The 23,040-nt window shown below is 36.0% G+C and carries 24 protein-coding genes; 3 read left to right on the forward strand and 21 right to left on the reverse strand.

Features of this window, described 5'->3' with window-relative positions; genetic code table 11:
* Positions 1 to 22 precede the first annotated feature (22 nt).
* From ACTDJC_RS12685 to ACTDJC_RS12720, 8 genes are all read right to left on the reverse strand, one after another.
* The gene (locus ACTDJC_RS12685) at positions 23 to 1,513 is read right to left on the reverse strand and encodes an ABC transporter permease/substrate-binding protein (RefSeq protein WP_440603736.1); all 1,491 of its coding nucleotides are present in this window, start codon (positions 1,511 to 1,513) and stop codon (positions 23 to 25) included.
* Positions 1,500 to 2,489 carry an ABC transporter ATP-binding protein gene (locus tag ACTDJC_RS12690; RefSeq protein WP_218007843.1) on the reverse strand — a complete coding sequence of 330 codons (990 nt, stop codon included), beginning with the start codon at positions 2,487 to 2,489 and terminating at the stop codon, positions 1,500 to 1,502. Before ACTDJC_RS12690 ends, ACTDJC_RS12685 begins: the two co-directional genes overlap by 14 nt.
* 103 nt (positions 2,490 to 2,592) lie before the next feature.
* The gene (locus tag ACTDJC_RS12695; RefSeq protein ID WP_440603595.1) at positions 2,593 to 3,150 is read right to left on the reverse strand and encodes a YdcF family protein; all 558 of its coding nucleotides are present in this window, start codon (positions 3,148 to 3,150) and stop codon (positions 2,593 to 2,595) included.
* Positions 3,151 to 3,671: 521 nt separating this feature from the next.
* Positions 3,672 to 5,390, reverse strand: a complete 1,719-nt coding sequence (locus ACTDJC_RS12700; protein ID WP_440603596.1) for an alpha-keto acid decarboxylase family protein — start codon at positions 5,388 to 5,390, stop codon at positions 3,672 to 3,674.
* Positions 5,391 to 5,824: 434 nt separating this feature from the next.
* Positions 5,825 to 7,054, reverse strand: a complete 1,230-nt coding sequence (locus tag ACTDJC_RS12705; protein WP_440603597.1) for an MFS transporter — start codon at positions 7,052 to 7,054, stop codon at positions 5,825 to 5,827.
* 1 nt (position 7,055) lies between these two features.
* On the reverse strand, positions 7,056 to 7,592 hold the full coding sequence (locus ACTDJC_RS12710) for an NADPH-dependent FMN reductase (protein WP_253629415.1): 537 nt from the start codon (positions 7,590 to 7,592) through the stop codon (positions 7,056 to 7,058).
* Between the two features lie 163 nt (positions 7,593 to 7,755).
* Positions 7,756 to 8,391, reverse strand: a complete 636-nt coding sequence (locus tag ACTDJC_RS12715; protein WP_253629414.1) for a response regulator — start codon at positions 8,389 to 8,391, stop codon at positions 7,756 to 7,758.
* Positions 8,392 to 8,404: 13 nt separating this feature from the next.
* Positions 8,405 to 9,523: a GAF domain-containing sensor histidine kinase gene (locus ACTDJC_RS12720; protein WP_440603737.1), complete on the reverse strand. Its 1,119-nt coding sequence runs from the start codon at positions 9,521 to 9,523 to the stop codon at positions 8,405 to 8,407.
* Between the two features lie 242 nt (positions 9,524 to 9,765).
* Between ACTDJC_RS12720 and ACTDJC_RS12725 the strand changes: the two genes are divergently transcribed.
* A complete protein-coding gene (locus ACTDJC_RS12725; RefSeq protein ID WP_440603598.1) occupies positions 9,766 to 10,356 on the forward strand; it encodes a class I SAM-dependent methyltransferase in 591 nt (196 codons plus the stop codon).
* Positions 10,357 to 10,398: 42 nt separating this feature from the next.
* Here the strand turns inward: ACTDJC_RS12725 and ACTDJC_RS12730 are convergent, their stop codons facing one another.
* The 8 genes from ACTDJC_RS12730 to asnB form a co-directional block, all read right to left on the reverse strand.
* The gene (locus ACTDJC_RS12730; protein WP_253629412.1) at positions 10,399 to 10,947 is read right to left on the reverse strand and encodes a cysteine hydrolase family protein; all 549 of its coding nucleotides are present in this window, start codon (positions 10,945 to 10,947) and stop codon (positions 10,399 to 10,401) included.
* Between the two features lie 230 nt (positions 10,948 to 11,177).
* The gene (locus ACTDJC_RS12735) at positions 11,178 to 11,666 is read right to left on the reverse strand and encodes a hypothetical protein (RefSeq protein WP_440603599.1); all 489 of its coding nucleotides are present in this window, start codon (positions 11,664 to 11,666) and stop codon (positions 11,178 to 11,180) included.
* A 292-nt stretch (positions 11,667 to 11,958) separates the two neighbouring features.
* Positions 11,959 to 12,606, reverse strand: a complete 648-nt coding sequence (locus tag ACTDJC_RS12740) for a nitroreductase family protein (RefSeq protein ID WP_253629410.1) — start codon at positions 12,604 to 12,606, stop codon at positions 11,959 to 11,961.
* 285 nt (positions 12,607 to 12,891) lie between these two features.
* Entirely contained in the window at positions 12,892 to 13,761 is an 870-nt protein-coding gene (gene dat, locus ACTDJC_RS12745) for a D-amino-acid transaminase (RefSeq protein WP_440603600.1), read from the reverse strand.
* A 722-nt stretch (positions 13,762 to 14,483) separates the two neighbouring features.
* On the reverse strand, positions 14,484 to 14,813 hold the full coding sequence (locus ACTDJC_RS12750; RefSeq protein ID WP_253631123.1) for a hypothetical protein: 330 nt from the start codon (positions 14,811 to 14,813) through the stop codon (positions 14,484 to 14,486).
* 18 nt (positions 14,814 to 14,831) lie between these two features.
* Positions 14,832 to 15,320: an N-acetyltransferase family protein gene (locus tag ACTDJC_RS12755; RefSeq protein WP_440603601.1), complete on the reverse strand. Its 489-nt coding sequence runs from the start codon at positions 15,318 to 15,320 to the stop codon at positions 14,832 to 14,834.
* Between the two features lie 16 nt (positions 15,321 to 15,336).
* Positions 15,337 to 15,696, reverse strand: coding sequence for a GNAT family N-acetyltransferase (locus ACTDJC_RS12760; protein ID WP_253629407.1), 360 nt, complete (start codon positions 15,694 to 15,696; stop codon positions 15,337 to 15,339).
* Positions 15,697 to 15,793: 97 nt separating this feature from the next.
* Positions 15,794 to 17,695, reverse strand: coding sequence for an asparagine synthase (glutamine-hydrolyzing) (gene asnB / locus ACTDJC_RS12765; protein WP_429709899.1), 1,902 nt, complete (start codon positions 17,693 to 17,695; stop codon positions 15,794 to 15,796).
* 222 nt (positions 17,696 to 17,917) lie between these two features.
* Between asnB and ACTDJC_RS12770 the strand changes: the two genes are divergently transcribed.
* Complete coding sequence (locus ACTDJC_RS12770; protein WP_253629405.1) at positions 17,918 to 18,376, forward strand: Hsp20/alpha crystallin family protein; 459 nt, start codon at positions 17,918 to 17,920, stop codon at positions 18,374 to 18,376.
* A 26-nt stretch (positions 18,377 to 18,402) separates the two neighbouring features.
* On the opposite strand, the gene ACTDJC_RS12775 is transcribed toward ACTDJC_RS12770, so the two are convergent.
* On the reverse strand, positions 18,403 to 18,990 hold the full coding sequence (locus ACTDJC_RS12775) for an SCO family protein (RefSeq protein WP_253629404.1): 588 nt from the start codon (positions 18,988 to 18,990) through the stop codon (positions 18,403 to 18,405).
* Between the two features lie 161 nt (positions 18,991 to 19,151).
* A complete protein-coding gene (locus ACTDJC_RS12780) occupies positions 19,152 to 19,610 on the reverse strand; it encodes a helix-turn-helix transcriptional regulator (RefSeq protein WP_440603602.1) in 459 nt (152 codons plus the stop codon).
* Positions 19,611 to 19,753: 143 nt separating this feature from the next.
* Here ACTDJC_RS12780 and ACTDJC_RS12785 point away from each other — a divergent pair, with 143 nt between their 5' ends.
* Positions 19,754 to 20,728: an MBL fold metallo-hydrolase gene (locus tag ACTDJC_RS12785; RefSeq protein ID WP_440603603.1), complete on the forward strand. Its 975-nt coding sequence runs from the start codon at positions 19,754 to 19,756 to the stop codon at positions 20,726 to 20,728.
* A 107-nt stretch (positions 20,729 to 20,835) separates the two neighbouring features.
* On the opposite strand, the gene ACTDJC_RS12790 is transcribed toward ACTDJC_RS12785, so the two are convergent.
* The 3 genes from ACTDJC_RS12790 to tatC all read right to left on the reverse strand — a co-directional run bounded on the left by ACTDJC_RS12790 (position 20,836) and on the right by tatC (position 22,980).
* On the reverse strand, positions 20,836 to 21,678 hold the full coding sequence (locus ACTDJC_RS12790; RefSeq protein ID WP_440603604.1) for a DegV family protein: 843 nt from the start codon (positions 21,676 to 21,678) through the stop codon (positions 20,836 to 20,838).
* Positions 21,679 to 21,830: 152 nt separating this feature from the next.
* The gene (locus tag ACTDJC_RS12795) at positions 21,831 to 22,082 is read right to left on the reverse strand and encodes a DUF2535 family protein (protein WP_141524979.1); all 252 of its coding nucleotides are present in this window, start codon (positions 22,080 to 22,082) and stop codon (positions 21,831 to 21,833) included.
* Between the two features lie 154 nt (positions 22,083 to 22,236).
* A complete protein-coding gene (tatC, locus tag ACTDJC_RS12800; RefSeq protein ID WP_440603605.1) occupies positions 22,237 to 22,980 on the reverse strand; it encodes a twin-arginine translocase subunit TatC in 744 nt (247 codons plus the stop codon).
* Between the last annotated feature and the right edge of the window lie 60 nt (positions 22,981 to 23,040).

The following is a 23,040-nucleotide window of genomic DNA, read 5'->3' on the forward strand; positions in this document are numbered from 1 at the left end:
AGGTTATATTTGTAAATTATGTCTATTTCAATAGTCCTTCTTTTTGTAAAAATTCATGTGCTACGTTCTCTGCTGCTTTCCCTTCTACATTCACTTCATAATTCATTTTACGCATTTCTTCATCAGTAATTTTCCCAGCAAGTTTGTTTAGTGATTTTTCAATCTCTGGATATTTCTTTAACGTTTCTTCGCGTAATAATGGTGCTCCTTGATAGGGCGGAAATAAACCTCTATCATCTTCTAGTACTTGTAGACCATATTGCTGTAATTCACTGTCTGTTGAATAAGCATCAATGACATTTACATCACCAGATTGAACCGCACTATAACGCAGCTTCGGTTCCATTGTTTTTAAATTTGGAAACTGTATATTATATAGCTTTTGTATTCCTTTATATCCGTCTTCTCTATCTGCAAATTCAAGTGTAAATCCAGCTTTCATTTGAGAAGAGACGTTTTTCAAATCAGAAATAGTCTTTATGTTATACTGCTCCGCTATTTGTTTTGGTACCGCTAATGCGTATGTATTGTTATATTTCATCGGTTTTAACAGCTTCATATTATATTTCTGCTCCATGCCATTTCGCGCCTGCTCATATACTTCTTGACGATCTGTACTTTTTGGCTCTTCTTTTACGAAAGTTGATAATGCTGTTCCTGTAAATTCCGGATAAATATCAATTTCTCCGGATTTTAATGCTTCGAATACAAAAGATGTTTTTCCAAAACCTGGTCTTGTTTCTACTTTTAAATCGGTATCCTGCTCAATTAATTGTTTATACATCTGAATTAAAATTTCCGGTTCTGAGCCAATCTTACCAGCAATTATGATATCTTTCTTCTGTGTACTCCAAAGAAAAGGTGCAATTGTGATTACGGCTACAGCAACTATTGTAATCACTGTTCGCCTTGGTGAAAATCTTACATGCTCGATTATGCGTAGTACTCCATCAAAGAACAATGCTAATAGTGCAGCTGGAATAGCACCTAACAAAATAAGAGCATAATCATTTCGATCAATTCCAAGCAAGATAAACTTTCCTAATCCTCCGCCTCCAATTAAAGCAGCTAATGTCGCCGTACCAACAATTAGTACCATTGCTGTCCGAATCCCTGCCATAATAAAGGGCCAGGCAAGTGGTATTTCTACTTTCCATAATCGTCTCCAACCATTCATCCCCATCGCTCTTGCTGCCTCAATTAGAGATGGATCTAGTTTGCGAATACCTGTATATGTATTTCTTAATATAGGAAGCAACGCATAAATAGCAAGAGCAATTATAGCTGGAACCTTCCCGATACCAAATAATGGAATTAATAATCCAAGAAGCGCTAAGGAAGGAATGGTTTGCATCACAGCAGAAGTACCAATAACCCATTCGGCAATGCGTTCTCGTCTTGTTAACAAAATTCCAAGCGGAACCGCGATAAGAACTGCGAAAAATAAAGCAATCAACGAAATTTGTAAATGTTCCAAAAGAGCACTTAACAGTTCTTGTTTACGCTCTTGCATCGTTTGTAATAATGCTGACACTGTCTATCCCCTTTCTTTCATTTGATTTACTATGAACGATATGTTGACTTGTTAATGTACCAATATATGTACCGTTTTGTTCGATTGGTATTTCTTTTTCATGTTCTAAACGAAGTAAAGCATCTTGCAAGGTAACTTCAGTCGAAAGTGGGGTACCGCCAACTCGTTTCCCTTCTTGTGCAAATATGGATACTATATCCTCTACTTTTCTATTATCATACCAAGATGATAATCGCGGCTTCCCAATAAATTCTTCTACAAATACATTTGCGGGATTTTGTAAAATCACTTCTGGCGTATCAAGTTGGACAACTCTTCCATCTTTCATTATACAAATGCGATCACCAAGCGATAACGCTTCTTGCATATCATGTGTTACGAAGACAATTGTTTTTTGAATCTTTCTTTGCAAGGCTACTAAATCACGTTGCAGCTGCTCACGACTTAAAGGGTCAAGTGCACTAAATGGCTCATCCATTAAAACAATTTTCGGATTAGCAGCAAGTGCCCGCACAACACCAACACGCTGCTTTTGACCGCCAGATAATTCATCTGGCATACGTCCCCTATATATATTAGGATCTAAACCAACCATTTCTAACAATTCATCAACACGCTTTTGAATTTTCGATTTACTCCATTTGCGCATTTCTGGTACAACCGCAATATTTTCTGAAATTGTCATATGCGGAAATAATGCAATTTGTTGCAAGACATATCCAATATCCCATCGTAATTCATGAATGTTATAATCCCGAATGTTCTTTCCATCAATAAAAATGGCGCCTTCTGTTGTTTCGATTAATCTATTAATCATTTTCATTGTCGTTGTTTTCCCGCATCCACTCGGTCCAATCAGAACAAAAAATTCTCCTTTACGAATCTCTAACTGTAGAGAGTCTACTGCTTTCGTTCCATCATCAAATGTTTTTGAAACACGTTCAAATTGAATCACATACACAACTCCTTTTTCATTCTCTCTTCCATTCTCACGGAAATTCGAGCTATTTTCAAATGATTTGTTTTTTCAAAAATAAAAAAGAGCTCTATTTTGAGCTCTAATGATCCACTAAAATTGTTTTCATAATAGCAACATATTCACGTATATATGCCTTTTTCTTTGAACGCTTTGGCGTTGGTGCAGCAAGCGATTCCATCCTCATCCCTAAACGATTTGCAATAATTTTTGTTCGGTATAAATGATAAGTGTTACTTACTACAACCGCATGCTTCACATCATATAAATCTATAGAAAACTTTATATTTTCATATGTACTTGTAGAACGATCTTCGAGTAAAATCCGTTCATTTTCAATACCGTTTGCCATTAAATAACGGCACATACTAAGTGCTTCTGGAATATCCTCGTCGTCTCCTTGTCCACCAGATACAACTACTTTTACTTTTGGATGCATCTGTAAATAACCTAGCGCTGCATCTAATCGATATTGTAGTGATAATGATGGTTTATCTCCAAATAATTTTGCACCTAAAACTAAAACATATGGCGCTGTACGACTTACTTTTTCATTGGCAGTTTTCTTAATGCGGTATGTCATATACACAACGTATAATGGCGGCAATAACAACAGTAATAATAAAAACCATTTATTCATATAGCAGTTCTCTCCCTTTCTTTTTATTATATAAAAGAAAGGGATTATGCAGAAGTACTTTATCTTGTGGTCCGCACTTGATTTCAACAAATAGCGAGGTATCATATTAAATATATATAAAGATTTATAGGGATTGAATTTAAAAGCCTGTATCTATGATTACTAAGTAATCATAGATACAGGCTTTCTTATATATAAACCGTATTTCTTGTTGAAGAATCACACCCGTTAGTTTAAGTATAATAATTCACAATCAAACTTCTAAGTTCTTCCTATTAACTCTTACCCACATGGAACGCCATTTTTTAGATAATCCATAATGTTCACATGATTTAAAAAACACCATCAAAATAATGGTGTTTTTTGTCCATCTGGGAGTAACAGAAAGAATTGCTTAGCAAAGTTTAGGTAGCTAATAGAAGGGAGCGGCTTAAAAATGCTAATTTTTCTCCATAACCATTTTTCAAGGGTACCCCTTAAAGATCAGATCCATCTTTCAGTAACACTCGTGTTATTCGGGACTATTTCTGACTGCGCTGCATCTCCTGCCTCTCCATATAACTGCGCATCCGTCGCATATATTCGGGTGCGTCCATCGGATTCCCAGCAATCATTTCAATGATACAGAGTCTTTCGGCACGTTCCTTTTCAGCTTGGGTTATAGCTTGATCAAGCTCTCCATAGGTCCGGACCGTAACGGTAAACGCGTTGCCTCCAAAGACTTCGGCCAGCTTAGTGTAAGACCATCGAGGAATTTGGTTGTACTTTTGATCCTCTGTTTTGACATTCAAATATTTCTCGATCGTATAACCATCGTTGTTCAAGACAAAGATTATAGGCTTGCAGCCGTAATAGAGCATGGAACTGATCTCCTGGGCTGTTAGTTGCAAGGAGCCGTCACCTGTAAACAGCAATACCCGGCGTTCCGGCGCGGCGATAATGGCACCGAACGCCGAGGGGGTTGCGTAACCGATGGATCCCCAGCCTCCTTGCCCAATATATGTTACATTGCTCGGCAGTCTCACCTCAGCCATTCCATTGTAGAACGTTCCTGTCTCGGCAATCACAATATCGCCTTCTTTCAGCATGCGCTGAAAAAGGGGATAATAGCCGGCCGCCATTAGAGGCTCTTCAGCACTAGCTGTGACTTGATCGTAAGGGAATAACAAATTTCGCGCCAAACCTTGACCTATGTAACCCACCTTCTGCACTGCAAGCAGCATGTCGGCTGCAAAAACATTTGGATATTCCGCCTCAGCGACCTTGACCATGTCCGGTTGAATATTGATAGTCACCAGCGGGTTCAGCTTTGCGGTAAAATTCGCGGTGTTGGTGTCCGCCCATAACATCCCGACCGCAATGATACAGTCTGCATTTTCCACCGTACTTTGGACTTCAGAACTTCCGAAAGAGCCTAGGTACATTCCGATATAATTTGGATGGGTTTCGTCGAATGCCCCCTTCCCAAGCATCATCGTCACAATAGGCACGTTCATAGCGTCGGCCAGCCGCCGAACTGCTGTCTGAAGGCCAAAGCGCATTGTTTTGACATCCACCAGGATAACCGGCCTGTGAGCACGCTCTAGCAGCCGACGGACGTGATCCGCCGCAGCCTGAAGGGTTTTTAGGTTGGACGTTGGACGCGGCGGCATCGGCTCTTTCCGGGCAGTGATCGGCTTATTCACTAAATCATCTGCCACAACCAGATATACCGGCTTTTTCTTTTCCTTAGCAATGCGAATCGCAGCCGGAATTTCAATCTTGGCGTTATCCGGCGTAAGCACCGCGGTATAAACCGTAATTTGCTCATACATCTTCCGGAAGATACTAAAATTTCCATCCATTAGGGTGTGGTGCATCAGCTTATGCTCCTTTTGATCTTTCTCAGGAGGCGCACCCACAATGTGAATTATTGGCACATGCTCGCTGTTGGCTCCCGCTATCGCATTGCAGGCGCTGAGCTCCCCGACCCCGAAGGTCGTAATAAGAGCGGACATGCCTTTGATTCTTGCGTAGCCATCCGCCGCATAACCCGAGTTTAGTTCGTTCCTTCCATTTATAAACCGGATGCCGTTATACCGCTCCAGAGCATCAAGCAGTGTAAAATTATAGTCCCCTGCGACGCCGAAAATTTCGGTAATGCCCTCCATCTTCAAGCAATCGAACAAATACTGGCCAACTGTTTTTTGAGCCGTTCCGGTTGATGAGCCAGAACCGCCCTCCGCCATCATGTTGTCCATCGCTCACTCACTCCTTATCCATTTCTTGGGCTTGTTCTGTGTAATAGTACCCTTTTAATAGTTCCCTTTCATTGAACAGCTTATCCGGCATGCGGAGCGATGAGCGATCTTCTGTGCGTTATATCCTTTAATTATTTTGTTCAAGTAATAGTAAAGTAAGGCATTGACGAAATGATATTATAAAAAAAGATAGTAGGGATAATCAATCCTTACTATCTTTACTGTTGATATTTATAAGTCTTTAAATTAAATCCTCGATGTTTCTAGCCTTGACGCTGCCCTGCATTTTGGGCATTGCGTGCTTTCTTTGAAGAAGTATGATCCTGCGTTTGATTTCCTTTATGCTTAGCAGAACCTAATGCTTTTGTTTTTCCCATATCATTTCACACCTTTTTTAGAATGTTACATCTATAGGATGTGTATTAGATTCGCTACTATACAACCGTTTTATTGGTAATATGAACTCGTTCCTGTCGCTGCATTTTCACATACAAAAATCCCATACACGCTGCGCCAATTAATAATATGCTCAGTGCATAAAACGGAACCATAACACCAATTTGGGACACAAATGTTGTAAAGGCAAGAAGAAGAATGACACGTACTCCTGTACCAACAAACCGAAATAGACTGTCCACACGGCCAATTACTTCGTTTGGAACTTGTTCCATCATGAGTACATTGCGTGCAACACGTGTACCAGCATTTCCAATCGCCATAAAAATAGCAAGACCATATAGTAAAAAGACTGATGGTTTTATAATCATTACGGTAATTGAAATTGTATAAATGAACATCGTTAATACAATTGACACTTCTGTTTTTACATATTTCATAAGAATTGGAATTCCAATTCCTGCAAGCATTGCACCGATACCGTACATCATTCCTTCCGTACCATATACGGATCCACTTTCCTTTAACACATCCGAAATGTACACAGGCATTAAATAGTTTGTCATCATGACACCGATAAACGGCATATATGTCGCAAATAGAAACCAAAATAATTTCTTTCTTTTCTTCATAAAATGAACGCCTTCAAAAATTTGCTTTGTGAATGGTTGTTTTCCGCTTTCTGTACTCCGTCTTGTATAAGGAATAAATGATAATAATACAAATGCGCCTACATACGCTAACATATTGATAAATAAAATCCATTTCACAGCAACAATTGTAATCATAAAACTGGCAACCGCACCAGCGATAACTTGTGTCAATTGTCCTTGTATTTCCATCGTTCCACTTAATGATTTATAATGCTCCGATGCAAACACTTCTTGATTAAAGGCGAAAATGTTCGGATAAAATACTAAATAATAAAATGAACCTGTTATATACAGCACAATATAATGTATTGTTTCATAAGAATGACCTGTAAATCCCCAACATACCATAATACCGACAGCAATTGCTCCAATGGCTTCATTCACTAAGAGTAGCGTTTTACGAGAAAAACGATCAATACAATGTCCAATAAACGGTGTACACAAAAACATAACAAGTGTGGATATAATCGAAATATAACCAAACATGGTATTTCCACCTGGTGACGTTACAAGTAGCCACGAAATCGTAATCATCGTAATACCGGAGCCAATGGCAGATAAGCTATTGGCTCCAAGAATATAGTACAACCGAGAATCACGATAAAGAGATGACATATTAATCAGCTCCTAACTGTTTTTTCAGTTCTGGGAAGATGCTCATGTATACTCTCAATTCTTTTAATAAATCCGCAATCAGTGGTTTTGCCTCTTCACCTAGTTCTTCGTTCTGTACATGAAGACTATCAATAACAACTTGTTTCGGAATGACATTTGCATATACCCCTCTTGCAACAATACGCATACTATTTAATGCGTTTATACCGCCTTTACCGCCGCCTGCAACTGCAAGAAGTCCAACCGGCTTATGCATAAACTCGCTGCTTCCAAGAAAATCAAATGCATTTTTCAATGCACCGCTCATCGCATTATGATACTCAGGTGTGCATAGTACAACACCATCTGCTTCTTTTACAAGTTTCTTTAATTTTGTTACTGCTTGTAATTCATATTGAGAATTTTCTCCGTTATATAATGGAAGCGCCTCAACAGCTAAATCATATAATTCTCCTTTATAAGCCTCCGCAATATGCTTTGCAATGACGCGAGTTTTACCAGATTTACGTGGTGTACCGTTAATTACAACTAGTTTCATGATTATTTCTCTCCCTTGTTTGAATTTCTATATTTATATTATCAGAAAATTACCTCTTATAAACCGTAAGAAAGACGGAAAACGATTGAGAAAATAGTATGAAAAAATAAAACAGGAATTCATACTTTCGTATGAGTTCCTGTTTTATTTTAATTAATCCTTCCTATACAACACCGTGCTTTACCGCATACAGGGCCGCTTGCGTTCGATCATCTACATTTAATTTAGCAAGAACATTTGAAACATGCGTTTTTACGGTTTGTTCTGTAATATGTAGCTCTGCTGCAATTTCTTTATTACTTCTCCCTTTGGCAATTTCTCGCAGCACTTCTTTTTCCCGCTTCGTTAACATAGATAAACTATCTTGCTTTATCTCAACTGTTGCTGGGCGTCCTAATAAAGCAGGGGTTATTTTTGGATGGAAATTAGTATTTCCTTGATGAACTGCAATAATTGAAGCTACAAGTTGATCCGGTTGTACTTCTTTTAATTGATATCCATCTGCACCTGCTTCGAGTGCCGGAAGAACATAATCTTGTTCTGAAAAACTGCTTAACATAAGTATTTTAATAGATGGATCATATTGTTTCATACGCTTCGTCGCTTCGATTCCGTCCATTTTCGGCATCGATACATCCATTAATACAACATCAGGTCGTTCTTTTTGAATAAATTGCAACGCTTCTTCTCCATCTCCCACTTCACCAATAATATCAAATTCTTCTTTTGTTTTTAAAAAGAAAACAAGACCTCTTCGTACAATATGATGGTCCTCTACAAGTAATAGTTTTATTTTCAATGAATTTCCCCCTTCAAATGGGTAATTGAATCCCCAGTTTCGTTCCTTCTCCAGGTTTCGTTTGAATATGAAACTTTCCTTTCATTAACTCAATACGCTCCTGCATATTTTTTAAACCAAGCGCAGAATCTCTTACTTTTTCTTTCATAAATCCTACTCCGTCATCCTCAATCTGAAACTTCAACATATTATTTTCTATTTTTAAGTGTACAAATACTTTTTCGCAAGATGCGTGTTTTTTACAATTATGGAGCGCCTCTTGGCTAATACGCCATAGCATTTCTTCCATTTCATCGCTTATCGAAATAACTCCATCAATTCGCATAGTTACATGGATACCAAGTAAATCCCCATAATTCTGAATCGCTTCAGCAAGGCCCTTTTCTAAACCCTCAGGCCGTAATTGCCAAATTAATAATGTCATCTCTTGCAGTGCCTCTTGTGATAACTCTCCTATATACATCAACATCTCTTGTAATTCTTTATTTTTCGTCATATCAATCGTTCCCCTAGCTGTTAACATAATTGAAAAGAGAAGTTGTTTGACAGAATCATGTAAATCACGTGCTAATCGATTTCTTTCTGCAATGACTACATATTTTCGTTCTTTCTCAACCAGTTTAATACGTTGAATTGTTGTCCCGATTTGAAAGGAAATGGCTTCTAATAAAGCTAATTCTTCTTCTGTAAAGTGCATTTTATGAGGAGAAGCAACATTTAATAATCCAAACTTTTCTTCTCCTGCTTGAAGCGGAATCGTCGCATGATGAGTAATACTCTCTGTTTCTCCCCATTTATTTTCAATCGCATCTTCTATTCGCTTACATTCAATAATATTTGTTGCTTTTTGCAAACGTCCAGCAACAAATCGATCAATACACCAACAATCTCCTTCACACATTGGTTTCTTTTCTTCCCATGTAAGTGCTGGTGGCAAATTTGTATCAACAAGCATTCGATGCGTTCCTTTTTCATCAATAAAAAAAATCCATCCTGTTTGTAAATTCATAACTTGCAATAGCGTATGTAGTACCTTTTCTAACATTTCCTGCAAATCAGTCGCTTCATTTAATAACTCGGCAATTTCTTTTAACGCTTGTAATCGATGCATTTGCTTTTCATTTTCATTCATGTTCATCACCATTTCCCATTATAACATCAAGAAAATTCTAAATACTACAAATGGAGGGAAATTTCTATCACCAATTAAATCTTGAAGTAAAGGATTTTACTACTCATAAATATAAGAATTAAAAAATCACATTTTTCTTTCATATAAAGGAATTAGAAGGAAATATAAGGAAGATATACAGAGGAATTGCTATCAATGAAAATTTTTGTACGCTAAAACAGGGTAAGAAAGGTGCGAGAGAATTGAGTTTATTAAACAAGTTAATTAAACAAGCTAAAAATCCACAAGGTTTTGTCGGTTCAACTATGCTATGTATCATGAATGTAGTTCATACAAATATGACAAAATGGACTTTAAGTAAGATTAAAATGAAAGAACGTGTAACAATATTAGATATAGGTTGCGGTGGAGGAAAAACAGTACATACTCTCTCTAAAATGAATCCATATGGAAAAGTATACGGTATAGATTATTCCGAAAAAGCAGTAGAGAACTCTATAAAAATGAATAAAGAAAATGTGAATTCAGGGAAAGTTCTTATAAAAAAAGCAAGCGTATCTTCTATGCCTTTTTCAAATCACTTTTTTGATATGATTACTGCATTTCAAACACATTATTTTTGGCCAAATTTAGAAAGTGATGTAAAAGAAATATTTCGAGTATTAAAACCAAATGGCTATTTTGTCATTACGGCTGAACTCTATAAAATAAACTATCATATGACACAATTTAAAACAAAAGAAGCTATAGAAAAACTACTAAAAGAAACCGGCTATAACAATGTGGAATTTCATGAATATAGAGGATCGATTTGTATAGTTGCAATAAAATAACGAAACCGCCAGAATCCCTATTCTTCTGGCGGTTTTTTCTTCCTACTTTACTTCAGCATTTAAACAAGACTTAAAATGCTGTAATGCAAACTCGTGCCCTTGTTCATTAAATGAGGCAACTGCTTTTTCGTATACTACGATACGAAATCCTTTGTTATAAGCATCCACTGCTGTATGTAACACACAGATATCCGTACAAACACCAACAAGATGCACTTCTTGTACCCCTCTTTCTCGCAATTTGATTTCTAAGTCCGTTCCAGCAAAAGCGCTGTACCTTGTTTTATCCATGTAGTATACATTTTCATCATCTTTGTATTTTTCATATACATTTTGCAATTCACCGTATAAGCCTCTTCCTTTTGTACCCGCTATATTATGCGGTGGAAATAATCTAGCCTCTGGATGATAAGAATCATTTTCTACATGTTTATCGATGGCGAACACAACATAATCCCCAGTTTCAATATGCTGCTTCGTTATTTCTACAAGCTGCTCTTCTATAACTTGCGCTGGTTTTCCGCACGTTAGGGCCCCATCTTTCGCTACGAAATCATATGTATAATCAATATTAATAAGTGCTCGTTTCATCTTTTCTCTTCCTTTCGTTTCACAGTAAACAATAGAAAACGCGTTATAACGACGCCTTATTACATATTCGACATTTGTAATGAAAATCCCTATAAAGTGAAACTTCCATCAATGTTTTTTCATCCCTCACCTATCTTCTTCGCTTTCTCCGAATCTTGCGGTGAGAGTCTTACTGCTCAAAAGTAGCGGGGTAACAACAAAAGAAACCTGCTCCTAGAGCAGATTTCTTCTTATTGTGCTGGTTTATTTTCAAACTTCGCCTGGGCAAAGTTGATTACTTTTCCATTCGGATCATTATTTTCATACTGGATTGCTGTTACGGTATGAACACCTGGTTGTAGTGTCTCTTCTTTTAATGCAATTGTCGTTTGTGTTATTTTCCTTACTTGATGCTTTTCTTCAAATTGTTTATCAACGTATACATATGTTTCTTTATCCTCTTGGAAATTCGAAAGTTCAATTTCCATTTTTTGGATAATCGTATCTTTTTTGATAAATACTACAGGCACATTCCCATTTTCTGATGTACCATCCGGAGTAATAACTTTCACTGTTCCTTCACCAACTGAAGTTACTCCTTCTGGGAATGAATATTTGATTTCTTGCTGCGCATTAACAGTTTGTTCTTGTTGTGTTTCTTCCGTCACTTTCTTGTCTTTTGTTGCTCCGCAGCCCACTAACAACATAACAGATAATCCAGTGATTATGAATTTTTTCAAAATCCATTCCCCCTGTATCTTAATGTTAATTTATTATCTAAACATAACTTTTAAATATATACATTTATTTGAAACACTTTCATAATCGAAGCATGTTATTTACACAACTAACTGTACCACACTTATCCCTCTATTATCATCATTATTTTTCCAAGAAATTTTTAGTAAATCCTTTTCAGCATTCTTTATAACCTATTAATTATATATTTCCTTCATTTCTACATGAAAAATAATCTTAGTCCTTACAACTAAGATTATTTTAACGTTTATCTCTATTAATAGGAGTCTTACTTTATTTGATAAATTTCGTAATTTCCGCTACTTCTTTTCGAGCTAACTTTTTCGGCTGATCCTTTGGATGGCCTAACGAAATAACCATATTAATTTGTTTATCAGATTCGATTTGTAAATAGCTTCTTAGCTCATCCTGTGCTAATAACACCGGTCCTGTCATTGGACATGTACCAAGACCACGAGCATGGGCTGCGAGCATTAAGTTTTGTGCAGCTAAACAGCTGCTTTTAATTCCTTCTTCCTCCCAAATAGACTCTGGAACAAAATCAATCGGATCAAAAATCTTTTCACGAAACTTAGACTGATATGGCGTTGCTAAACAAATGATTAAAACAGGCGCATCTGAAAAAGCTGTTGCGTATGGTCCAAAAGAACGAGTCAATAACTTCGCTGCTTTTTCTTCTCCTTTTTCTGTAGCCTCTTCTGCTCGTTTATGTAATGCATTCCATGTCATTTCTTCTATGTCTTTGATTTTGTCACGATTCATGATAACGACAAATTCCCACGTTTGCGAATTTGTATCACTCGGTGCATATCTCGCACAATCGATGATTTCTTCAATATCCTCCACAGAAACATCTTGCTCTGTAAATTTACGAACGCTACGGCGCCCATGAATAATATCTTTGAATGCTTGATAATCCATATAACTCCAAATCCCCTTTTATAACGTTTTCAAAATCCCTACTTGTCTGATTATATCATATAACAAAAAAAGCTGGACATGTTCCAGCTTTTTAAGCATTTATTTACTTTTAACACCTAATAAAAACCATTTTTATTGTATCCCGCATTGACGGGCAGTAAGATCCCCACCTCAAGATTCAGAGAGAAGCAAAGACGATAGGCGGGGGATAACTGCCCGTAAAAGCCCGATTGATGAGAGCTTTCCATCAGTGGAGGATGAAGAAATCCCCCACTGATGGAAGTTTCACTTTATGTTAGTAGTATAAACACTTTCTTTATACGCTACCTGCAACTTTCTTATAACTCGTTGTTTTTCCGTTTGATACCAATCTTCTCCAATTTGCGTTACTGGTACAATTTCAATAGGTGTAGCTGTAAAAAAACACTCCTCCGCTTCATATACTTCTTGAAGAGAAAATTGGCGTTCTTCTACAGGGATATTCAGCTGCTTTGCTAAGGAAATAACGTGATGACGTGTAATTCCATACAAAATAAATTGATTCGCAGGGTGTGTAATAAGAGTTCCATCTTTAACAATAAAGAAATTAGAATGACATCCTTCCGTTACAATACCATTACGAACTAAAATTGCTTCATAATAGCCTTCTTTTGCAATTTTATTTTTAATCATGATATTAGGAAGTAAATTGAGAGATTTAATATGACAACGGTGCCAACGTATATCTTCCGTTACTGTCACCTTAATTCCATCTTCCATAAGAGTAGTTGGCCTCGGAAATGGTACGATATTTGCGTAGTATGTAGGTTGGAGATTTAATTCGAACAAGTGATTTCTAGGTTGTACACCTCTCGAAATTTGAATATATACATTCCCATCTTCTTTAAATTGATTTTTCTCAATCAATTGCTGCAGTTGAGAAATAAGTTCTTCTTTTGTAAATGGCGGTTCTAATTCAATTTCCTCCATAGATTGGAAGAAACGATCTAAATGGAGATCTAATAAATGAGGCTTCCCATCATATAAACGAAATACTTCATATACTCCATCCCCAAACTGTAATCCTCTCTCTTCTAATGAAATCATTGGTTCTTTCTCTTTCGTATTCACGATGCTTCCATTAAATAAAATCCAATCTTTATGAACACTTTTCATAATCTCTCGCCTCCTCTTCATAAGTACTTCCATTGTACAACTTAAATTATTTAAAAAGGAAGAATTTTCACTCTTTTATACAACAAAAAGCTTCTCTACATTTATTGTTATTCTTAAGAAAATTATAAAATTAATTTGTAAAAGATAAAATTACAGTAACGTGAATTACTCCTCCCTTAAATGCTAACACAATCTACAAAAGGACTTGCTCATAACATATATATATACATAAAATATTAGACGCGAACCGTTTAAGGTATCTAATTCTCACGGTTTTTATCTCTTAAAAAGGGGGGATTAACTTGGGGTTTCTCGAAGGATATAATAGTTTCAGCGGGGCATTTTCGCCTTTAATTGTACGTTCTATTCATTTTTATAGTCAGAATTGGAAGCAGCGATTTCACAGGAAACAGCTCCAAAAACTGCGAATGAATAAAAGAAGACGTTATTATCTCAAGCAATTATCATAACGGAAAGCTTCTTTGTACATTGAAAAAGTATAATTTTCTACTCACAAAAACTAGGGGCCCCTGTAAAATACAAGGAACCCTAGTTTTTTGGTATACATCCCATTTTAAAGATTTATTTGACGAAATTAAGATAAAGTGAAACTTCCATCAGTGGGGGGGTTTCTTCATCCCCCACCTACCTTCTTTGCTTTTCTCTCAATCTTGAGGTGGGGGTCTTACTGCCCGCAAATAGCGGGATAAACAAAAACCGTCTTATGAAAGACGGTTCCTATCATCCCGTTTCAACCAATTTAAAATAAAAATATAAGTTTGATAGTGAACATATCTGATACAAAATAAACAGAATAGAATTCCCATACCAATACAGCTATATAACAAGCCTAATTTCAAAAAAATTGCAATTGGTGGTGGAAAAAGAGTGACTTTTTGCAAAGTATATAGTGCAAGAAACAATATTGAAAACAAAGGGAAATATTGCCATTCATATGGTGTACGCTTCTTGTTCAATATATTTTTCACAAGTAATTGAAATAACTCTGCAAATAAAAAACAGCCTAGAACTGCAATAAGCGCTAGCGTCATTCCCATACACTTCCCACCTTATTGTATAATGTACTGATAAAATAACACATCTTGCCACTCATTAAACTTATAGCCAACTTCTCGAAAACATCCTACATATGTAAATCCCATCTGTTCATGCAGCTTCACACTTATGTCATTCCCCTTTGTAATCCCAGCAATAATAGTATGATGCCTCAATTCCTCTGCTAATTGAAGTACGCGCTCTATCAATTTTTTCGCAATACCTTTTCCGCGCGCCTGCTTTTCCACATAAACTGAAATTTCTACTGTTTGCTTATATGCCTCTTTTTCTCGAAATGGAGATAAAGAGCAATACCCAAGTACGATACCATCTTCTTCAGCAACGATGATTGGATACATTTCATTATGTGTATCAAACCACATATTCATTTCTGCTAATGATTTCTCTTGCAAATCAAATGTAGCGGTTGTATGTACAATTGCATCATTATATATATGTAAAATAGCTCTTACATCTTCCCTATTTGCGCTGCGAATTTCCATTTCTTCGTCTCCCCCATTACAGTTGCTTTATATAAACATGATTATTTTGTTGAAAGCCAAGTTGTTCAAAAAATGCTTTTACCCTTTCATTCTTATCTATAAGTGTGATTTCAATCTCTTCCACGTCGTCTCTTTTGACGATTTCTTCAAACGTATAATAAGCATTTGTTCCATATCCGTATCCTTCATAATCATGATGAATGAGAAGATAAGATAAAATCGCTTTATTTTGTTGCAAAGTGTAATCAATAATCCCTACGTATGTATCGTCTGCTTTTATACAATACACTACATCTTGAACAGGTAGATTATGAGAAAAAAACATTTCTTCTATTACTAGCCTTGTTTCATCTATCACCTTTTCAAACGTTAACATAACTATTTCACCTTCATTCTTATTATTATTGTATCAAGTAGGACAAGTATTTATGAAAAAAACCTTAAGATAACAATGTTATCTTAAGGTTTTCTATTTATACTAAGCTATAAGCACGCTTTGTTTCTTCATGGAACACATTTGTATCATATTTATGCTCAACAAAAATTTGATGCCATACCATAAATGCAAGTACTGTCCAAATTTTACGGCTGTAATCGCCTTTATCTGCACAATGTGCTTCTAATAAGTTTAATACATACTGCTTGTCGATTAAATGCTCTGTTTTGCTTTCTTTAATGATATTTACAGCCCAATCATGCATTTCATCTTTTAACCAGTGACGTATTGGTACTGGGAAGCCTAGCTTCTTACGATCCAATACGTGATCCGGTACAATACCGCGTACTGCTTCACGTAAAATTGCTTTTGTTGTACCGTTTGCAATTTTTAATTCTGTTGGAATTTTAGATGCAACATCAAATACTTCTTTATCTAAAAATGGTACGCGAAGTTCTAATGAATGTGCCATTGTCATTTTATCAGCTTTTAATAAAATGTCGCCGCGCAGCCATGTGAACATGTCAATGTATTGCATTTTGCTTACATCGTCGTAGTTCTTAATATCATCATACAATGGCTTCGTAATATCCATGTAATTAACACTCTCATTGTAGTGCTTCATAAGTGCTGCTTTTTCTTCTTCACGGAAAATTTTCGCATTTCCATAGTAACGCTCTTCGATCGGTGTACATCCGCGCTCTAAGAAGCTTTTTCCTTTGAACCCTTCTTTTAATGCACCACTTAACGCTTTTAACACACGTTTTCCTGGGCTAGGGATGTAAGAGAACATTTTTAAAGAGTTTGGCTCACGATAAATGTTATATCCGCCAAACAGCTCGTCTGAACCTTCACCAGAAAGAACAACTGTTACATGTTTACGTGCTTCTTTTGCAACGAAGTACAATGGTACAGCTGCTGGATCCGCTAATGGATCATCCATATGCCACATAATTTTTGGGAATTCATCCATAAATTCTTGCGGTGTTACGAATACGCTATAGTTTTTTACACCTAATTTTTCTGCTGTTTCTTTCGCTACGTCAACCTCACTAAAACCACGACGATCAAAGCCAACAGAGAAAGTTAATAGATTTGGATTCATTTCTTTTGCAATAGACGCGATAATCGATGAATCGATACCACCAGATAAGAATGAACCTACTGGTACATCACTGCGCATATGCATTTTCACAGAATCGTATAATACGTCACGAATTGCTTGAATATGCTCTTCTTTTGTCGCATCAGATGCATTGAAATATGGTTGCCAATAACGACGGATTTCCATCTCTTTACCAAGCTCTTTTACAAAGTAATGACCTGGCTCAATTTTGTTAATATCCACTGTTAATGTTTCAGGCTCTGGAGCATATTGATACGTAAAGTAATGTTGTAGAGAAGCTGGGTTAACCCCTTTATCTTCCATCACATGTAAGATACTTTTCTTTTCGGATGCAAAGAATGTTGTATCCTCGTGCTGCGCAACGTAAAGCGGTTTAATACCGAAATGATCACGCGCACCGAAAAGTTTTTTCTCTTCGCGATCCCAAATCATAAATGCAAACATACCACGAAGGTAATCTACACATTTTTCTTTCATATGAGCATATAATGCAATGATTACTTCTGTATCAGATTGTGTCGCAAATGTTGCACCTTTTTCAAGAAGCATTTCGCGAAGCTCTACATAGTTATAAATTTCACCATTAAAAATAATTACATAACGATCATTTTCATACGTTAACGGCTGATGTCCTGCCTCTAAGTCAATAATACTTAAACGGCGGAAGCCAAATTGTACGTGTTCATCACGGAAGTACCCTTCATCGTCTGGACCACGGTGAAAGATAATCGTATTCATATTTTCAAATTGATGTTTTTCTTCTGCCGAAAACCCTCTAGGGTTTTCACATAAACATCCTACAAAACCACACATACTTTCTTACCCTCTTTCGGTTTTCATTCTTTTTCTATACTACTAACCCTATTTATACTAGCACAATCATAACAATATGGCGACAAAAAGTACAAAAAACCGCTCCTATTCTTATCCTATCCTTCATCAACTTTCAATTTCTTACGTAACTGAAAAAACCACACTCACATTTAGGCATTTTGGTCATATGATATTTCAGATTTATCTTTAGGAGGGGAAATTATGAGTGATGAACAAAAGCCTTCACGTCCGCCATTTCGAAGTTACTTAAAGCAAATTGATGACTTTTTCGAACAAACTCCGCTTCGTGATGTTATTGCAGATATGAATCACTTTTTCCAAAAAGGAAATCGTTTATTAACATTTCCTGTTGATTTATTTGAAGTAGGAGAAGACCTTGTTATAAAAGCTGAACTTCCTGGTGTTCAAAAACAACAGATTCAAATTGAAATACAGGGTGAATACTTAAAAATTTCCGTAAAAGAAGATGTCTTAGGAGAAGAAATAAAAGAATCACATAATTATTATCGCCGCGAACGCGCAATGTCAGAAGCTTCCCGCATGATTAAACTACCGTATACGATTAATAAAAAACAAGCGAAAGCTTCTTATCAAGATGGCATTTTAGAAGTTCGTGCACCAAAACTTCCGCAGCAACATGATATTTTATCGATTGAATAAAAAAGGATGCCCATTCGCATCCTTTTTTACTGTGTTAAACGCTTAATATCACGTAGTATATCCTCATATGGTGTATTTTTAATTCCGCTATATTGCTTCACGACTTTCCCGTTTTGATCTACTAAATAAAATGATGTCCCATGAACAACTTGATCTGTATTGTCAGGCTTGTCAACAAGCATTTGGAAGTTTTTCTTTGCAAACTTTTCAATGTCATCTTGCGTATACCCTGTTAGAAAATTCCAGTTCTTCGTATCATCTGTGAACTTTTGTGCAAATGCTTTTAAATCTTCGGGCTTGTCTACCTCTGGATCAACACTGAACGATACAAATTGAACATCTAGTTTTTGTTCTTTCGCCAACCTTTGTAATTTCGCCATATTAGCTGTCAGTGGTGGGCATACCGTTTGACAGTGTGTAAATGCGAAATCCGCTACCCATACTTTTCCTTTTAAATCTTTCGTACCAAACTTTTCACCATTTTGATTTATGTATTGAAAACTTTCAACATCCCAATTTAATGGATCTCGAAGTTTTGATCCTGAACTGCATCCAGCTAAGACTAGTAAGCAAAAAACAGTAAGAATACCAATCCATTTTTGATATTTCTTCATTCTAGAACACCCTTCTCTCTTTCAAAATATAACATTTCTTCTATCCTATGCTAACGAACAGTAAGAGTCCGATTTATAAGATATTTTCATCAATACGGAACAATCCTACTAATGAAAGTTTCACTTTATTGTAACAAAGGTAAACACTACAGGAGAAGTATTTACTTCACTTGTTCACTAAATCGTACTAATTTTTCAATAGCTTCTTCTTTATCAAATGTGCTAAACCACCTATAATCTTCGTCATCTAAAATACGATAATGCTGACTAACAATATTTTGCTGTAAGCAGAAAAGCCCTCTTTTCTCAATTTCCTTCCACCATACATGTCCACCCATCGTTTTTTCTTTTTTATATTCAATATGGTGATGAGAGACTGTTTGAACAACTTCAAGAGCAGATCCCCCAAACGCAGACTGTAACACTTCGCTGTCTTGAAACAACGCACATACCGCAACAACAGTCGTCCACGAAGGTGAAATGCGTTCCTTTTCAATTTGAACAAGCGTCTTTTTGGAAAGACCTAAAATCTCTGCCATTTCTTCTTGCGTATAATTATGTTCTATTCGAATAAGTTTCATTCTTTTCGCAATTGTCAGTATCACTTTCTCTTTATTCATGTGAACACACCTCTGTTTGCTTTGTAAAGATTACCTCGTTGTAATTTTACACTTTTTTAATAATTAGTCAATTTCATTTACTTCTTTCCTTTACAACATTTCGATACAATAGAACTAAATAGATTTTATATGAGGTGATGCTCATGTGTGGAAAGCGTTATGAGAACATGGATAATATTAGTACCAAAAAGCCAATAAGGGAATTTTTACGGTGGAGAAAAGAACGTAAACAAAAGAAAAAAGACTCCACTTTCGTTATAGAACAATCGCCTGTAAAACAAGCTACATTTTTACGTGCGAATACACATAAAACAACCGTTACATGGATTGGCCACTCGACATTTCTTATTCAAATGAATGGACTTAATATTTTAACCGATCCTGTATGGTCTAAAAAAGTTAAAATTGTACCACGGCTTACAGATCCTGGACTGACGCTTGAAGAGCTTCCGCCCATTGATGTAGTACTTATTTCTCACGGTCACTACGATCACCTTGATTTCCCCACGCTTCGTCAACTAAAATCGGATGTACTATATTTGGTACCAGGTGGTTTAAAAAAGTTATTTTTACGAAAGAAATTTTTCCATGTTGAAGAATATAACTGGTGGGAACATACAGTAATTGATAATATACATTTTCACTTAGTCCCAGCTCAGCATTGGACGAGAAGATCATTATTTGATATGAACTCCTCACATTGGGGAGGATGGGTCATTGAAAACAAAACAACAGAAGAAACCATTTATTTTTGCGGCGATAGTGGATACTTTCGGGGTTTTAAAGAAATTGGAGAACGCTTTACAATTGATATTGCCCTCATGCCAATTGGAGCCTATGAACCCGAATGGTTTATGAAAATATCGCATATTTCTCCAGAAGAAGCGGTGCAAGCATTTTTAGATATAAAAGCAAAACATTTTATCCCCATGCATTACGGTGCATTTCCGCTCGCAGATGAAACACCAAAGGAGGCGATTACAAGACTTCGCAACAATTGGAATTTACGAATGCTCCCATGGGAACAATTGCACATTTTATTTCTTGGGCAAACGTATATAGCTACTTCGCCTTCCATACAAGAAGAAAAAATAAAAAAAGAAAATACGCATGTATAACTCATTTACAAAATCAGAACATAATAGTATGAGCATTCGTATCGTGCGTATTATTTCTTTTGCACTATACTAAAAAAGCTACTTGAATGTGATCAAGTAGCTTTTTTCTATTCTGCAAAATAAGAAAATCCAATTGCTCCAACGCCTGTATGTGTACTAATAATAGGTGTTGTGAAGAAAATCTCTGATTGTGTAAATCCACTAATTTTTTCAACTGCTTCTTTCATTTTTTGCGCTAACGGTAGTGCTTTCGCGTGAGGAATAGCCACTGCTTTTACTGTTTTACCAGCTACATCCTCTTCAAATATTTTCGCTAATGTTTTTACAATTTGTCCTTGGCTACGTACCTTAGTAATCGGATTGTAGACTCCGTCTTCAACACTAGCAATCGGCTTAATATTTAATAAAGATCCAATCATTGCTTTTCCTTTACCAATACGACCACCTTTTACAAGGTTTTCTAATGTATCAACGACAACAAATAGGCGTGTGTTTTTTCTAACTTCTTCAACACGTTTTAAAATATCTTCTAAAGAACGACCTTCTTGCGCCATTTTTGCTGCTTCAATTACTTGATAAGCTAAGGCATGACTAATAAATAAAGAGTCAATTACTGTTACTTTTGTATCTGTCATCGTCGTTGCACTATTTGCTGTTGCAACTGATCCACTTAGGCCATTTGTTAAGTGAATCGAAAGAACTTGGCTGCCGTCCTCTCCTAAACGATCATACATTTCTACAAATGAACCAACCGCTGGTTGAGATGTTTTTGGCAATTCTTCCGATTTTTCCATTTCTTCAATAAACTCATCTGGTTGTAAATCTATACGATCTAAATAAGTTTGTCCGTTCACAGAAATTGATAATGGGATAACATGAATATCATATTTTTCAATCACATCTGGTGATAAATCCGCCGTTGAGTCTGTGACAATTTTAATTTTTTGCATATTTTACTTCTTCCCTTTCCACTACGCTCTCCCTGTTATTATACTAGTATTCCCATTGCTTTCAACAGTTTGAGATAATTTTCCGACAAAATCCTCACTTTTTATGACTAAAAAGAAAACGACAGAGCGCATTTACTCTGTCTCGAATTTTTCTATGCATTTTTTTCTAACGTGTTTGTTTCATATACATTTGAATAATCATTCCATTTTAAGCAACTTCGCAAATATTCTCGAAATGAGTACGAAAACCTTGGTTGTTTTTGTTTTTGAATTTTGGAGATAAAGAGCTGAAGACGCGACTGAATTTGAAACGCTAATGGGTGCTGTGTTTGTAGCACAGGGATTTCGACCACCTTTACGCATTTTCCTGTTGGATGAGTAAAATAAAAACTCTTCATAATCACGATATCAATCCTCTTTTTTTTGGATTTATAATGTTAGTATAAACCGACAAAGACAAAAAGTTTGTCTAAATTTTGGAGAAGCATTAATTTTTTTCTTCTTTATATTGTATACGCTTACATTAATAGTATAACAAAAAAATAAAAAAAGTGCCCGTCATAAAGAGGCACTTTTCGATTCAAAATCATTTTCACGACTTCGTTTACGCTTATACACAATTTTCGACAGAGCGATACTAATTTCATATATACATATAAGAGGCACCGCTACCATACTATGGGATAAAAAATCAGGTGGCGATATACATGATGCTATAATAATTAATATGACATATGCATATCTCCTTATCTGTTGTAGGAAGTATGGCGTTAAAAAACCTATACTTGTTAAAAACATAACAACAATAGGTAATTCAAATATAACTGCAAATGGTACCGTTAAATTTAATACGAAATAAAAATATTTCTCGGTTGTAAACATCGTATTAAACATCTCATTTCCAATCTGCGTTAAAAAGTGAAGTAAAAACGGCATCACAATAAAATATCCGAAACATAGCCCTGCAATAAATAATATAAATAACACAGGAATGTACATTAAAGTCATTTTTTGTTCTCGTGGATGCAAACCAGGTTTTACAAATAACCATAACTGAAATGCAGCTATTGGTATTGTACAAACAACTGCAAATAATGAAGCAATAGAAAAGAAAATCCATAACACATCACTTGGACCTAAAACTGTCAATTTCATTGTTAAATCTTTCACAAGGAAAAAATAAATATCTTTTGTGTATACAAATCCTATAATTAAGAAAAACACAAATGATAGGACGGTAATAATTAAACGCTTTCGCAGTTCACTAATATGCTCTATAATACTCATTTCTCGATCGTTCATTTTTTCACCACTCTTTTTTCATCCGATAAAAAAGATGCAAGAGAGATTCTCGCCTTACAT

Origin of the sequence: Bacillus sp. GB_SG_008, assembly GCF_052038115.1 — a bacterium.
In the GTDB taxonomy this organism is placed as follows: Bacteria; Bacillota; Bacilli; order Bacillales; family Bacillaceae_G; genus Bacillus_A; species Bacillus_A rhizoplanae.